Origin of the sequence: Prevotella heparinolytica, assembly GCF_002998535.1 — a bacterium.
Lineage (GTDB): Bacteria > Bacteroidota > Bacteroidia > Bacteroidales > Bacteroidaceae > Bacteroides > Bacteroides heparinolyticus.
This window is the reverse complement of record NZ_CP027234.1, coordinates 526190-541040: the sequence shown is the minus strand read 5'-3', so window position 1 is coordinate 541040 and position 14851 is coordinate 526190. Positions and strand designations below refer to the sequence as shown.

At 43.9% G+C, this 14851-nt stretch carries 12 protein-coding genes; 2 read left to right on the top strand and 10 right to left on the bottom strand.

The window, feature by feature from the left end; translation table 11 throughout:
- Positions 1-2 precede the first annotated feature (2 nt).
- The 4 genes from C3V43_RS02200 to mutY form a co-directional block, all read right to left on the bottom strand.
- The gene (locus C3V43_RS02200; protein WP_106068414.1) at positions 3-632 is read right to left on the bottom strand and encodes a 4'-phosphopantetheinyl transferase family protein; all 630 of its coding nucleotides are present in this window, start codon (positions 630-632) and stop codon (positions 3-5) included.
- Between the two features lie 42 nt (positions 633-674).
- Complete coding sequence (gene gldE / locus C3V43_RS02195) at positions 675-2024, bottom strand: gliding motility-associated protein GldE (RefSeq protein ID WP_106068413.1); 1350 nt, start codon at positions 2022-2024, stop codon at positions 675-677.
- 24 nt (positions 2025-2048) lie between these two features.
- On the bottom strand, positions 2049-2501 hold the full coding sequence (locus C3V43_RS02190) for a single-stranded DNA-binding protein (RefSeq protein ID WP_106068412.1): 453 nt from the start codon (positions 2499-2501) through the stop codon (positions 2049-2051).
- Positions 2502-2576: 75 nt separating this feature from the next.
- Positions 2577-3617 carry an A/G-specific adenine glycosylase gene (gene mutY, locus C3V43_RS02185; RefSeq protein WP_106068411.1) on the bottom strand — a complete coding sequence of 347 codons (1041 nt, stop codon included), beginning with the start codon at positions 3615-3617 and terminating at the stop codon, positions 2577-2579.
- 157 nt (positions 3618-3774) lie between these two features.
- On the opposite strand from mutY, the gene C3V43_RS02180 reads away from it, so the two are divergent.
- Together C3V43_RS02180 and C3V43_RS02175 are read left to right on the top strand one after the other, a co-directional pair.
- The gene (locus C3V43_RS02180) at positions 3775-4050 is read left to right on the top strand and encodes an HU family DNA-binding protein (protein ID WP_106040605.1); all 276 of its coding nucleotides are present in this window, start codon (positions 3775-3777) and stop codon (positions 4048-4050) included.
- 234 nt (positions 4051-4284) lie between these two features.
- On the top strand, positions 4285-5859 hold the full coding sequence (locus tag C3V43_RS02175; RefSeq protein ID WP_106068410.1) for an Rne/Rng family ribonuclease: 1575 nt from the start codon (positions 4285-4287) through the stop codon (positions 5857-5859).
- A 100-nt stretch (positions 5860-5959) separates the two neighbouring features.
- On the opposite strand, the gene C3V43_RS02170 is transcribed toward C3V43_RS02175, so the two are convergent.
- The 6 genes from C3V43_RS02170 to C3V43_RS02145 all read right to left on the bottom strand — a co-directional run bounded on the left by C3V43_RS02170 (position 5960) and on the right by C3V43_RS02145 (position 14768).
- Entirely contained in the window at positions 5960-7981 is a 2022-nt protein-coding gene (locus C3V43_RS02170; protein WP_106068409.1) for a RagB/SusD family nutrient uptake outer membrane protein, read from the bottom strand.
- Between the two features lie 57 nt (positions 7982-8038).
- Positions 8039-11236, bottom strand: coding sequence for a SusC/RagA family TonB-linked outer membrane protein (locus tag C3V43_RS02165; protein ID WP_106068408.1), 3198 nt, complete (start codon positions 11234-11236; stop codon positions 8039-8041).
- Positions 11237-12207: 971 nt separating this feature from the next.
- Positions 12208-13119 carry a phosphoinositol dihydroceramide synthase gene (locus C3V43_RS02160; RefSeq protein WP_234878281.1) on the bottom strand — a complete coding sequence of 304 codons (912 nt, stop codon included), beginning with the start codon at positions 13117-13119 and terminating at the stop codon, positions 12208-12210.
- A 23-nt stretch (positions 13120-13142) separates the two neighbouring features.
- Complete coding sequence (locus C3V43_RS02155; protein WP_106068406.1) at positions 13143-13793, bottom strand: CDP-alcohol phosphatidyltransferase family protein; 651 nt, start codon at positions 13791-13793, stop codon at positions 13143-13145.
- Positions 13783-14310: a GtrA family protein gene (locus tag C3V43_RS02150; protein WP_106068405.1), complete on the bottom strand. Its 528-nt coding sequence runs from the start codon at positions 14308-14310 to the stop codon at positions 13783-13785. The genes C3V43_RS02155 and C3V43_RS02150 overlap by 11 nt, the downstream gene beginning before the upstream one ends.
- The gene (locus C3V43_RS02145; protein ID WP_106070413.1) at positions 14295-14768 is read right to left on the bottom strand and encodes a phosphatidylglycerophosphatase A family protein; all 474 of its coding nucleotides are present in this window, start codon (positions 14766-14768) and stop codon (positions 14295-14297) included. Before C3V43_RS02145 ends, C3V43_RS02150 begins: the two co-directional genes overlap by 16 nt.
- Positions 14769-14851 lie beyond the last annotated feature (83 nt).

Sequence of the window (14851 nt, the reverse complement as noted above, 5' to 3'; positions counted from 1 at the left end):
AGCTACAAACTTAACGTTAACACAAAATCTGCGAATATGAAATAACGGATAGTAAAGCGGCGCTTCTCCGGCGTACGATATTCTTCGGCGGAGAATGCGCCCTCTTTATCGATAGCGAAAGGCATTATACGCATGTGATTGCGAAAATCCACCTCCGAAGCATTCAGGCACTTAAATATGGTCTCTTTTGCCGACCAATGAAGCAACAACGACCAGGTGTCGGTTCCCAGAAAAACAGCCGTTTCTTCATCTTCACGCATATACTTATGAACCACCTTCCTGACTCGCTCTGAATATTGTTCCACATCCACTCCAACCTCTTTTCCCCATGGCCCCAGAACCACCGCAACATAACCCTTGGTATGAGAAATGCTGAGAGAAGCAGAAGCATCTGCCAAATAGGGCTTCCCACCGGAGTAATAGGCTATTGTTTTATCTTCACCCAATAACGTGTACAGCAACACACGCACTGCCATCCACTCCACACGACGATGTTCCGACTTAAAGCTTTGCACAGCCTCCTGATACCTCTCTGCATGAGGTAGCATGGCCAATAGCTCTTCCGGGGTTTCATCTGTTTTCCAAACTCCCCATTGACAAGCAGAAGTTTTATCTTTCAAAAAAAGAGGCACTTGATATCAGATATTAAAAGTAAAAAACGAATGGATTGCTTATCAGGAATGCTCTGTTTGTTCTGTTGCAGGGGAGTTTATCGTAAACTTCACCTTCAAGATACGACGGTTGTTCATCTCCAATACTTCGAACTCATAGCAGTCGTAAGTGACTTTCTCATGCAGTGTCGGAAATTCACCTTTCAGTTCAAGTAAAAGTCCGGCAAGCGTATCTGCATCTCCCGCCACTTCATCGAAAGTCTCTTCGTTCAGTTTGGTTATCTTATAGAAATCAGTCAATTGCGTTTTGGCTTCAAATATCCATGTATGATCATTCAAAACAGAGAATGTATGCTCCTCGTCATCATATTCATCATGTATTTCGCCTACTATTTCTTCTATAATGTCCTCCATGGTCACAATGCCCGATGTACCGCCAAACTCATCAACAACAATGGCTATATGAATCTTATTAGCTTGAAAATCACGCAACAGATCATCGATCATCTTGGTTTCGGGAACAAAATAAGCCGGACGGATAAGCGACTGCCAACGGAAATTATCGCCTTTATTCAAATGCGGAAGCAAATCCTTGATATATAATATTCCCTTGATATTATCACGGGTATTCGCATAAATAGGAATGCGGGAGTAAGCATTTTCCACAATACACTTCAGCACTTCTTTGAAAGGGGTACGAATATCCAAATCAACTACATCCAAACGAGATGTCATAACCTCCTTGGCCGTTTCCCCCCCAAAACGGATAATGCCCTCCAAAATATTGTTCTCTTCGGACAGCTCAGCCTTATCCGTCAATTCCAAGGCATGAGAAAGCTCATCGACCGATATGTTATGATTTCTACAAACAACATGTTTATTCAAGAAAGAAGTGGAACGCACCAGCATAGATGCCAACGGATAAAAGAAAGAACGACACAACATGATTCCGGGAGCAGCAATACGACAAAAAGCCAATGTTTTCTGTGCCGAATATATTTTAGGCATGATTTCACCAAAAAGCAATAGCAGAAACGTAAGAACAACCGTCAAGATGATAAACTCTGCAATAGGAGAATGGAATAGAAACACATCCATAAAAAAGAAATTGCAAAGCATGATTATCGTTACATTCACAAAATTGTTCGTAATCAAAATCGTAGCCAACAAACGCTCACTACCCTCCAACAGATTGCTGATTTTCTCATCCGATGGATGTTTTTTCTCTGCTATAGCACTTAAATCTGATGGAGAAAGGGAGAAAAAAGCTATTTCGGAAGCTGATGCAAAACCGGAAACAAGCAAAAGCAAGCCAGCCAACACTATGGCTATAATGGCCGAAACAGAAGGAACTTGTACGGATATACCATTAAATACATCTGCCAACTGGTATAAATAAGCATCTGGGTCCAAAGATTCTGGTTTTAGTTAAACAAATTAGAAAGGCAAGTCGTCCGTCGGATCTTGCACAGGAGTGACTTGTGCCTGCACCGGTTGTTGCGGTTCGGAAGCTCCTCCACCCTGAGAAACATTAGAAGCAGAACCCGCACTTGAAGCTTTTGCGGTCAGCATTTCCATGTTATCAACAAAGATCTCTGTCACATAGCGCTTTACACCTGCCTGATCATCGTATGACCGAGTACGTATTTTACCTTCCACATAAAGTTTATCGCCTTTATGCACATATTTCTCCACAGTTTCTGCCAGTCCGCGCCAAAAAACAAGATTGTGCCACTCAGTGCGTTCGGGAACTTGTGTTCCATTAGCCAAAGTATATGCCCGATCTGAAGTGGCTAAAGGCAAAGTAGCCACAGCAATGCCACTATCAAGATATCTGACCTCCGGTTCTTTACCTACATTACCTATTAATATCACTTTATTTACCGACATAAGCTTCCCTATATTTAATTATCTGCTGCCAAAATTAACGAGAATATTCACATCATGCAAGAATAAGACAAACTTTTATATATATTTCTCCAAGAAGGCATGAATCAATCGCGACACCGCATAATCACCCAGTTCTTCTGTTTTAATCCGAAGATAACCAGAAAAAGATTGAGAACCCGCAGACAGAATCACTTCATAGAAGTTTGCATATATCACCCGATGCGACAATATATGCTTTACATTCCGCAAGATCGGACGAATCACAGGATTCTCTCCTTCTACAAAAAAAGCGTGTAATTGCGAACATGCCAGCAACTCTTCTTCCGACAAATCTTTATCCACCTCAACCAACGGTAGCTCAAATAAATTTTTCCAGATATCATTTTCCGTACGCTTACGTATCAAAGTGTATTCCCCCATGCGTACATATATATAATTAAAATAACGGTTAACGGTCTTCGTCTTATGCCGTTTCACCGGCAAACGCATCACTTGCCTTTCTGCCAATGCCCGACAACTGACAGCCAACGGACATTCCCTGCAATTTGGGGATTGCGGTATGCACTGCAACGCCCCAAAGTCCATAATAGCCTGATTGTAATCAGCCGGCCGCGTTTTATCCAGTAATTCTTCTGCCAAGGTTTTAAAAGCCTTTTTTCCTTCAGTAGAATCAATGGGCGTATCTATACCCCAATAACGAGCAAGTACCCGATATACATTCCCGTCAACCACCGCATAAGGCATTCCATAAGCAAATGAGCAGATTGCCGCTGCCGTATACTCACCCACCCCTTTCAAAGAAAGTACATTTTCGTATGTTTTTGGAAATACCCCATTCATACTTTTGGCTGCCGCATGCAAATTTCTCGCACGGGAATAGTAGCCCAGCCCCTGCCAATACTTCATCACCTCATCCTCCGAAGCCGAGGCTAACGCCACTACATCGGGAAAACGATTCACAAAACGAAGAAAATAGTCATACCCTTGCCCCACCCTTGTCTGTTGCAATATGATTTCAGAGATCCATATCACATAAGGATCTGACGTACTCCTCCATGGGAGATGCCGCTTGTTCTCCGCATACCAATTCAATAATATCTCACTAAAAAAAATCATGCAGCAAAATTACTTCATTTTCAACCTAACAAAGCTTAACCCCAAGACTTTTTTAGAAAAATGTCCGAAATATATTTTTTAGAGCCGCTAAAAAGCTATATATTTGCAGTCCAAAAAATTAGGAAAACTATAGTAATAATATTTTTTTTAAAGAAAAATGACTAAAGCTGATATTGTAAACGAAATTACAAAGAACACCGGAATTGATAAGGCCACTGTACTTACAACCGTTGAAGCATTCATGGACGCAGTAAAAGCATCCCTATCTAAAGACGAGAATGTTTATCTCCGCGGGTTTGGTAGTTTTGTAGTGAAGAAGAGAGCGCAGAAAACAGCTCGTAACATCTCTAAAAACACTACCATTATTATTCCGGAACATAATATTCCGGCATTTAAACCTGCAAAAACATTCACTTTATCAGTGAAAAAATAACAAACAATAGTATTAACCCATAAAAATTGAAGCTATGCCAAGCGGAAAGAAGAAAAAAAGACATAAAATGTCTACGCATAAGCGTAAAAAAAGACTAAGAAAGAACAGACATAAAAGCAAAAAGTAATTTTTAGTCTGAAAGACAAAATAAAGAACAAACTTGTGAAGCAAAATGTCTCGCGGGTTTGTTCTTTGTTTAAGTAGTAAATTGAATAATTATAAAAAACAACTATTGTGATAAGCGAACTCGTTGTAGACGTACAGCCCAAAGAAGTATCCATCGCTCTGCTTGAAGACAAACAGTTAGTGGAACTGCAAATCGAAGGCAGAAGCCTCTCCTTTGCTGTGGGCAACATGTATTTAGGCCGCGTCAAGAAGTTGATGCCCGGACTGAATGCTTGCTTTGTGGATGTAGGCTACGAGAAAGACGCTTTTCTTCATTACCAGGACTTAGGTCCTCAATTTAACTCCATTGCAAAGTACGTAAAGCAAACTTTAAGCAACAAAAAGAAACTAAACCCGATTGCGAAAGCATCCATACTTCCCGATCTTGAAAAGGATGGAACAGTATCCAACACCCTCAACGTAGGACAGGAAGTTGTGGTGCAAATCGTCAAAGAACCTATCTCGACCAAAGGCCCACGTCTAACTTCCGAATTGTCTTTTGCCGGAAGATATCTTGTGCTGATTCCTTTCAACGATAAGGTTTCCGTATCACAAAAAATTAAATCGAGCGAAGAACGTGCCCGCCTCAAGCAACTGCTGATGAGCATCAAACCGAAAAATTTCGGAGTCATCGTCCGCACTGTAGCTGAAGGAAAACGCGTTGCCGAACTTGATGGAGAGCTTAAAGTATTACTTAGACATTGGGAGGAAGCCATCGGCAAGGTACAAAAAGCAACCAAGTACCCTACCCTGATTTACGAAGAAACCAGCCGTGCCGTAGGACTGCTGCGCGACTTGTTTAATCCTTCATTCGAAAACATCTACATCAATGATGAAGCCGTGTTCCATGAAATAAAGGACTACGTAGTTCTCATCGCCCCTGAACGGGCCGGAATCGTAAAACAATATAAAGGGCAACTCCCTATTTACGACAATTTCGGTATCACCAAACAAATCAAGGCATCATTCGGCAAGACTGTTTCGTACAAGAGTGGCGCTTACCTGATTATTGAACATACCGAGGCACTCCATGTAGTAGATGTTAACAGCGGAAACCGCACCAAGAACGCCAACGGACAAGAAGGAAATGCATTAGAGGTAAATCTGGGTGCAGCCGACGAATTGGCCCGCCAGTTAAGGCTGAGAGATATGGGGGGAATCATTGTAGTAGATTTCATTGACATGAATGAAGCCGAAAACCGCCAGAAGCTCTATGAGCGCATGTGTGCCAATATGCAAAAAGACAGAGCACGCCATAACATCTTGCCACTAAGCAAATTCGGGCTGATGCAGATTACACGCCAGCGCGTACGTCCGGCTATGGATGTAAATACGATGGAAACATGCCCTACCTGCTTTGGAAAAGGTTCTATCAAATCATCCATCCTCTTTACAGACACTCTGGAGAATAAAATTGATTATCTGGTCAACAAACTGAAGATTAAGAAGTTCTCGTTACACATCCATCCGTACATTGCCGCCTACGTCAATCAGGGAATCGTTTCCTTGAAGCGAAAATGGCAAATGAAGTACGGATTCGGCATCAAGATTATTCCAAACCAAAAACTTGCGTTTCTGCAATATGTCTTCTATGACCCGCAAGGGGAAGAAATTGACATGAAGGAAGAAATTGAAATCAAATAAAAAAGAACGGCGGAAAGCATTAAAATCTCCGCTGTTCTTTTTTATTTGATATCAATTCAAAATATATGGAGAAACCAGCGCTCCTCCATATATCAGAGTGTTACTCTACGGAAACAGCTCCCTCACCGCTTACTTTTGGCCATCCCGGGTTTTGATAAACCACCGATGTATTCAAATCGGTTTTATCTCCACCGGCCGTTTGGCGGAATGTGCTTTGCGGCAATGGGCTAAGGTAGTGTGCGGGTGTAAAGTTATAACCATTGAATACTGAATTGTTCACCTTACTGTTTTGATACGGACGCATATAAACACCGCTTATACTCTCAGAGGAAATGTTACCTTTACCTCCTTCCACATCAACCAAAACTAAGTCTCTTCCTTCCTGATCAGTCAGTTTTCCCTGGTAAATACTTCCCCAGTAGCGCATACCCTCAATGTGGTAGTTTTTCACTTGATCGCATGCTCTCCAACGTTTCAGGTCGGCCCAGCGCATACCTTCACCGATAAACTCGTTGCGGCGTTCACGACGGATGTTATAGAGCGTGGCATCTATTAGCTGTCCGTGCGAATAAGCCCCGAAGTCACCTTTAGCTTCTTCGTTCATATCAGTGGCCGCAATAGTGGCTTGATAATCTCCACTCACCTTTGCACGACGGCGAAGAGCTTTCCAATACTTGTCGGCAGTGGCATCCACGTTCTTGTTCTTTTCATAACAAGCCTCCATGTAGTTCAACAGAGCTTCCGTACCACGGAAGATGATGCTTCCGGTAGTACCTTTGTGGTGCAATGTCTGCATGTAGTCATTGTAATGCTTGCCTTTCTTGAGGGCGAAACCTGTCACCATACGGGTCTCGTTGTTGCCTTTCACAATCCATGTGAAATCAACCTTGTTCTCTGTTCCATCGGCATTGTAGTTGTCGATGTCGCCGTCTTTCTTTGTGAAGAGGCGAATACGCGAATCACGGTTTTGCAGTGTTTTAGCTACGCCTTGCTTTTCCCATTCCACATCGTAACCCGATCCGGCTGCATATATGGGCAATCCGTTTTTCATCAGGAACGAATTGACCAGTCCGCGTGTCCATCCTGAACCACCTCCGTTGTTTTGCAACTGCATCTGAATGTTATGAGTCACCTGTTGGGATTCATTATAAGCGCGCCACATCAATACTTCGCTATACCCGTTCATATCTACGTCACAGAACATGGTATAATAAGGATTCAGACTGTTGAATTTTTCATCCATACCTTCGGGGGCATCGGTATTTTCAACCAAATTGTCTACCAGTTTGTCACCGATAATCTTGGCCGAAGTCATCGCCTCCGTTAAGAAATAACTTATTTCACTATCGATGTCGAATCCTTGCAAATCGGCACTATTGCCCGGCCAGCCTTTACCTCCCGGAACAAAAGCCGTTCCTTTGTGATGCTTCAACCATGTGCCTTCGTAGAGTGCCACACGCGAACGGAACAATTGGGCAGCAGCTTTAGTGATTCGGTTTTTACCTCCGGGACCCGTTTCAGACAGAAATTCAATTGCCTTGTCCAAATCAGACAGAATGAAACGCGCCACTTTGTGACGAGGTTGACGCGCAGACGCCTTTACCAGCGTCTCCTCCACGTCTTCCAAAGCAGTTTCTATGATCGGGCAATCGCCAATGGCCTGTAACTTATCGAAGTAAGCGTATGCACGCAACATGTACATTTCACCAATATAATGACGAATATTCGCTTCGGAACCGGATATTTTTTTGGCCTCGTATCTGGGCAGTACCTGATCGAAGAAATAGTTACAATCGCGTATCTGGAAGAAGTTCCAAGGTTGTTCCTTTTTCTTGGGGTCGGTAGTAGAAGGCACTTTCCACTCGCCCGGTACCCAGCGGGTAGAGTAATCTACGGATGCTTGGTTGTCCGTAGCATTGTCATTGCCGAAGACACTGATGCCGTAACTTCCGGGTTCGATACTCGTGAAATTATACAGATTGATGGCATAAGCCGCAAGATCAGCCTCTGCGGTGAAATAAGCATTGGGCGTGACCGAACTTTCGGGCATTTTGTCCAGAAAATCATTGCATGCGGTGAGTGAAGCACCCAGCAAAAGTATAGATAGATATTTTATTTTCATAATTTTATGATTTTGCTAATTAATAACGGGTTAATAAGTGAGTTCCTGTTTTTCCGTTTAGAAAGTGACGCTCAAACCTAACGACACGGTCTTAGCCAACGGATAAGTCTTACCGAACCCCCAGCCGGAGGCATCAATCAATTCCGGATCAGCCAGTTTCGTAAAATCGGTAATGGTCAGCAGGTTCTCACCCGATACAAACACGCGGAGATTTTCCACATAGAACTTCTTGGTAACCTCTTTAGGCAGTGTATATCCCAAAGTAACGTTCTTCAGACGTCCGTATGCGGCATTCTGCAGATACCTGGTCTGTACATGCTGGTTTTTGCTACTGCCCCATGCCACACGAGGATAATAGCTGTCGATATTCTGTCCCAACGGGTCGTTGGCATCCGGACGGAAATAATCCAAATGTTCTTTGAATCCCAAAGCCTGCCATTTGTTTACGCTTCCTCCCCAGAATACAGCATCGTTTTGTCCGATTGCGTAATCGCGCTTCAATGTGCCTTGGAAGAAAAGTTTCAAGTCAAATCCTTTGTAAGCTGCATCTATATTCAAACCGAAATTATATCGCGGATTGGAGTTACCGATGATACGATAGTCACCGGACTTATCTGCTCTATCTTCTCCTTTGTTCACTTTGCCATCTCCATCCAGGTCGGCATACATGATGTCGCCGGCTCCCCAATTACTGCCCAAAGAGCTTTGGTCTACCTTGGCCAAATGAGCATTCATCTCTTCGTCTGTTTTAGCAATACCTACAGTGGTATATCCCCAAATATCGCCTAAGTGTGCACCTTTGTAATATTTCAAGTTCAGGGCTTTCGAATCATTGGGATATTTATCTATCACTACTTCATTGTCGCTTAATGACAGAGTGACACCATAGCTCAAATCGTTAATCCGATCTCTCCAGCTTATCTGCAAGTCCCATCCTTTGGATGTCATATCCAAATTGTTCACCTTAGGGGCGTTAGCTCCAAGTACATCGGGCAATTCGGGTGCAGGACCTACCATGTCGTAAGTTTTACGCTGGAAGTAGCCGAACGAACCGGTCAGGCGGTTATTGAAAGCTCCCCAGTCCAGACCGATTTCCCATGTACGGCTCTTCTCCCATGTAAGCAGAGTAGATACAAGGGCAGGTTGCCAAGATTTATTAGGCTTAACACCGTTCACTAACCAGTTGCTATCTTTTGCCTTGTAACCGATGGTGGGATAGAACGGATACCAGTTTTCCGTATTTTGATTGCCCAATTGTCCCCACGAAGCACGTAACTTCAGCATATTTACAGTTCCTGACAGGTTTTCCCAGAATTTTTCTTGTGCAATGTTCCATCCGAGAGAGAAAGAGGGGAACCAATTCCAGCGATTGGCGCGTAGGAAACGTGACGAACCATCGTAGCGCAAATTGGCTTCAAACAAATAGCGTCCTTTGTAGTCGTAATTCAAGCGTCCGAAAAATCCGGCTGTAGCCCAGCTTTGGTATTCTCCTTTCACGCGGGCATTATCGCTGGTAGTATCCAGTGTGGGCAATCCGGAAAGGATACCGTCTTGTTGAGCCGTCACAGAGCGTTGGCGCAACCATTCGCTTTGGAAGCCGACCATGATTTTAGCATTGTGGTCGCCAAAAGAACGACTGTATTCGGTGAAGATGTTCGGGTTGAAATAATTGCTCTTATAAGTATACTCTTTCACACTCGACACGCCATTAAAGGCCACGTAAGGATTCTTATCCACATCATAAGCATTAACGGTGAGCCAGTCTGTATGCTGATTCTCGTTAATGATACGGTAATTCAGTTCGGCATTGACAATCCAACCTTTCATGGGAGTAAGTTGCAAACTGAGCTGTTGTGCCAAGACATCGTACTGCCTGTTGTATTTACCTCCGTCTTTCAGCAGCCCGACGAATGACTCGGGAACATAGTATCCATTAGGATCGGTCACCGGAACGATGGGCCAATAGCGACAGACATTATGATAAAACAAACCTCCATCGGTGCCGATGTTCGAAGGATTTTCAAAGTCCGTGCGGGTAAAGCGGATGCTGTATCCCATCTTCAGCCAATCGGCAAGGCCGGCATTGATTTTACCCGTCACGCCATAGCGTTGTTTATTTTCGTCTCCATGACGCAGGATGCCCTCTTGAGCCAGATAATTGGCAGAGAAATAGTATTGCATGTTCTCGCTGCCACCGTTGACACTCAAGGTGTGTTCTTGTGAAAAGCTGTTGCCGAAATGTTCTTTCAACCAGTCGGTATTGGCCACCGGAAGCAAATCCATCGCGTCCCACACTTCCCAACGGTTGTTTTTATTGGCATACATCTTAGGAATGCTTGGATCGCTTTGCGCTTTCTTCATGAGTGCAAGTTTATTATCCGAGAACCAGATACCGTTTCCGGAATTTACGCTCGCCGCATTCATATAATTGGCCCAAGTATAGGAATCCATCATCTCAGGCATATTCAACGGAGAGTTGAAGCGGAAACTGTTGTTGTAATTGATGGAAGTTTTACCGGCACGTCCACTCTTGGTTGTCACCAGAATTACGCCTCCCGCTGCACGCGAACCGTAGATAGACGAGGCTGAAGCGTCTTTCAAGACGGAAATGTTTTCGATATCTTGTGGATTCAACATGTTCAAGTCTCCCTCCATACCGTCAATCAAAACCAAAGGAGAAACTGAAGAACCTTCGCCGATAGTACCTGTACCACGAATATTGAATTGTTTGTCCGAGTTCAAGGCACCGCCTTGTTTCCCTACGGAAAAATTCATACCCGGAACCGCACCCTGCAAAGCGTCGACAACCGAATTGACCGGACGTGAAGCAAGCGTTTTGGAATCCACCGTAGATACGGATCCTGTAAGGTTCACCTTTTTCTGTGTACCGAAGCCCACTACCACCACTTCTTCCAGCATTTTGCTGTCATCTTTCAAGATAATGTTCAATGGTGTTCCCGTCCATCTGACTTCCTGTGTCTGATAACCGACGAATGAGATTTGAATAATACTTCCTTGAGGAACATTTCTGAGTGAAAAATCGCCGTCGATACCGGTAATCGTTCCGTTGGAAGTTCCTTTGACTAAGACAGAAGCACCAATAATGGTTTCGCCTGTGCTGTCTTTTACAATACCGGTACATGTGCCGTTTTGTTGAACGACTTCATAACCTGCCGCATTTGCAGCAAACGAGGGTTGAACTCCCCCACACCAAAGAGAGAGAATCACCCCCCCCAATTTTAGATTTCTTAACATAACTGATTGGTTTTTGATTATCTTATCAAGGTTAACTCGACTTAAAGCAATCCGCAAAGAGTCTGAAACAAGAAACATGGCCTTTACAAAACCTCAATAAAAAATAAAATTAACGACACAAAGATAGAGTTTTTTTAAGCAAGCACAAACAGCAGGGGGTATTATTAATCATTTTGTCATAAATAAAGCCATTTCCCACAATTTTCCAGGAAAATCTTCCATTACATCCGGATTGAAATAATAAGAACTTTTAATATAATTATTCATTCAAGCCCGACAATCATCCGACATTGGAAAATCCTGCCAAAACCATCGTTTAAAAAGACTTCGATAAGCCGAAAAAAAAGACAAAGTCAGGTCGCTCTCATATCGAGGATGTCTCAGTCCTATACTTAGGGAGTCTCAGTAGTATACTATCTGAATTCGGGGCAGGTAGTTCCTTTTGCTAAAAATGAGGGGCTGCATTCTGTTATCGGACGGATATTTCCTGAATGCACCGGTTTACGGCGATTAGGCAGAAGAGGGCCTTTTACGCCGACCATCCTCCCCCTGTCTGACAGCTGCAATCCTTTGTCGTGACAGAGGCAAGTGTCCAAGCCGACAGACACTTGTGTTTGACGTGACAGACACAAGTGTTTGAGCCGTCAGAGGCAAGTGTCTGATAGGTCAAGGATAAACGATTGATAATCAAAGGTAATTTACTTTAAAACACAGGCCGCCGGGTGAGGTTATCGACCTGCTTCTTATCCCGAACCCGGGTAGTATACTTAAGTACCCCCTCGTCAGAAGGTCTTCTGAAGGGGGGGGGAGGACTCTACTTCCGTCCTCTTCACCGAAGATTGCCTTGCGATAATAAATCATTATTACATTATCAGCATCCACCGCCAAGTCACGGATTCAAGTTTATAAAGGTTGCTCAAGCGAACGAGCGGAGTTATGAAAAGAAAATCTTTTGGAAATCGACACGTAAACTATCTGCCGATATAACGGGCATATCTCTCAAAGAAGCGTCTGAAAACCTCCCATCTCATCAACCCTTTTTCAAAGAGCAGAATGCCCAACATGGCACAGAGAATGCCCAGCAACACATCAATCAGGTAATGATGGCCTGAATAGACTGCCGTCCACCAGATACCGACCATGATGACGGCAAATAAAGCTATCAACCATTTTCTGCAATGATTGATAATAGAATAGACCAGAGTCACCACCATATAGGCTGCATGAAGCGAAGGCACTGCCGCAAAAACATTCGCATTCCGTCCATAGATGGAATCGAAGACAGCACACCCCAATAATTCGTCAAAGCGTCTCAAGCCGGCTACATTGCCCGGAGTGTCGAGCACAGGCTCAAAGCCATAATTCATAACATACCAAGGAGGAGCTGCCGGATGGATGTAGTACCCTGCAAAACCAATCAGATTGACCAACAGGAATGCCAATGCAAAACGCAGATACACGCTGCGGTATCCCTTTAAATACAACCATAGTCCGAAAGCTATGGGAACAGGTACCCAGCACAGATAGAATATTCCGGCAAAAAAGTCTGCCGCCGGACAATGGTTCAAAGCAAAATATTCGCAAGGAATAAGAGTAACACCGCCAAAGGATAAACCGAATAGGGATTTTTCGGCTTCATACAAACCTTTTATATCAATCGGACTGACCATATAGTTGGGATACACGCGCATCCAATCATACGAAATGCCGAATATAAAGAAAGGCAATAAGGCCACAACCAACTTACGAGAAGCCTTTCCTGCAAGGAACAGGACAAAAAACACGACTGTCATCAGGAGATGCTCCGGACGGAGTCCGATACAGAGCGCCGTCAGTATCAAGAAAAGCATTGTTACGACAACAGCCGGAACACTCTCTCTCATCAAAGAGAGGCATTTATTACCCATCACTTTCCTTGCAGCAGTTTGTAACAATGTGCCAAACGGGCAAATGCCGTAACATTTGCCAACAATGCAATCACCGCCATCGGCACAATCAATATCAGCATCGGGTCGAACGATGTACAATCGTCAAAAATGCCGCAGAAGATGGCTCCGAATGCAGTCAATACTACACGCTCAGGACGTTGCATAAAGCCGACCTTGCATTCCAGTCCCAGTCCTTCGGCACGGGCACGCACATAACTCACCATCAGCGAGCCGACCAAAGCAACAAACGTAATGATGGAGCCCCACAAATAGCCTTGCAGTACCAAATAGTAGAAGATACCGAATAGCGTCACAAGTTCGCTGTATCGGTCGAGCACCGAATCATATAATGCCCCAAAAGTAGAACTCATATTGCCTACGCGCGCCACACGCCCGTCCATCATATCAAACAACCCGGCAAAAAGCACAATGCCTCCTCCCCAGCCCACATAGGCAAGTTCACCGCCCTCATACACCCCTGCATATACAAACAAGGCCGCCGCCATGATGTTCAGCACCAATCCGGCAGTTGTAATGAAATTAGGCGTAATCCCTACCCTAATCATGCCACGCACTATCGGATTAATGATTTTGTAAATCAACTGTTGTAAATAGTCTCTATAATTCATATTCGTCTTTTTTATTCTCCAATCGATGTTTCAAGAAATCCCTAAGGCTATAATTCCGGTAAACAAAAACTCGTTGCAAATGATAATTCCAGAAGAAAGACACCAGTACTGCAACTATTATCTTTGACAAGATAAACACATTATCAACATAATAGCCAAGCAATCCGTTTACCCATGTCATGCCGGTGAGCCATTCTGTCAGAGCAAATGTTCCCCACGTATTGAGTACGATGCTACCTCCCCAAACAAAGAGGTATTTCAGGGCGACATGCGATTTCTTCACATTTCTCGCATGGAACACCCAGCTATAATTGACAGCACAATTCACAACGCCTCCTACCACCGAGCCTGTAAAAGTGGCATAAAGATAAAAAAGGCCAAATGCTTTTACTAAAAGAATGGCTATCAGAAAATCCAAGAAACTTGCAAGCTGCGCCGACAACTGAGCCTTAAAGAAAACCCAGACAACACGACGCCATACAACTCTTTTGTTTCTTTCTTTCATCCTATTACCCATCTCGCTGCAATCAGAACGATAAACCCATAAACGCCGGCCAAAATATCATCCATCATTACCCCCACTCCACCGGAAAGCTTTTCCATACGTCTGATTCCTAACGGCTTAAAAATATCGAATAAACGAAACAGTATAAACGCTCCCAATGCATACCACACATGTCCGGCAGGTGCGGCAAGCAGGGTAATCCACACGCCTACCATCTCATCGACCACCACACGCGAAGGATCTTCTCCCCAATATGCCTCCAAAGAGTCGGCAGCCCATATACCGGCAAGTGTAAACACTAAAATTAGAATTACTGTCAGCCATAACAAGCAAGCACTCGAAACCAAATATGACAAACCGAACCAGACAAGAGTAGCCAACAAAGCCCCCATAGTGCCCGGCGCTACAGGAGAAAAGCCGAAACCGAATCCCGAACCTACGATAACAGAAAGAAAGGAAGGTTTTTTCATACCATCATAATATATCAGAGCAACAAAAAATAAGATGGCAGAATGGTAAGATAAATCCGAAAGTCCTACCATTCCACCACTCT

Bases quoted from the DNA above. Each gene is read 5' to 3' on its own strand.
- C3V43_RS02190 (WP_106068412.1), bottom strand. From the start codon at position 2,501: ATGTCGGTAAATAAAGTGATATTAATAGGTAATGTAGGTAAAGAACCG.
- mutY (WP_106068411.1), bottom strand. From the start codon at position 3,617: ATGATTTTTTTTAGTGAGATATTATTGAATTGGTATGCGGAGAACAAG.
- C3V43_RS02180 (WP_106040605.1), top strand. From the start codon at position 3,775: ATGACTAAAGCTGATATTGTAAACGAAATTACAAAGAACACCGGAATT.
- C3V43_RS02170 (WP_106068409.1), bottom strand. From the start codon at position 7,981: ATGAAAATAAAATATCTATCTATACTTTTGCTGGGTGCTTCACTCACC.
- C3V43_RS02165 (WP_106068408.1), bottom strand. From the start codon at position 11,236: ATGTTAAGAAATCTAAAATTGGGGGGGGTGATTCTCTCTCTTTGGTGT.
- C3V43_RS02160 (WP_234878281.1), bottom strand. From the start codon at position 13,119: ATGAGAGAGAGTGTTCCGGCTGTTGTCGTAACAATGCTTTTCTTGATA.
- C3V43_RS02155 (WP_106068406.1), bottom strand. From the start codon at position 13,793: ATGAATTATAGAGACTATTTACAACAGTTGATTTACAAAATCATTAAT.
- C3V43_RS02150 (WP_106068405.1), bottom strand. From the start codon at position 14,310: ATGGGTAATAGGATGAAAGAAAGAAACAAAAGAGTTGTATGGCGTCGT.
- C3V43_RS02145 (WP_106070413.1), bottom strand. From the start codon at position 14,768: ATGAAAAAACCTTCCTTTCTTTCTGTTATCGTAGGTTCGGGATTCGGT.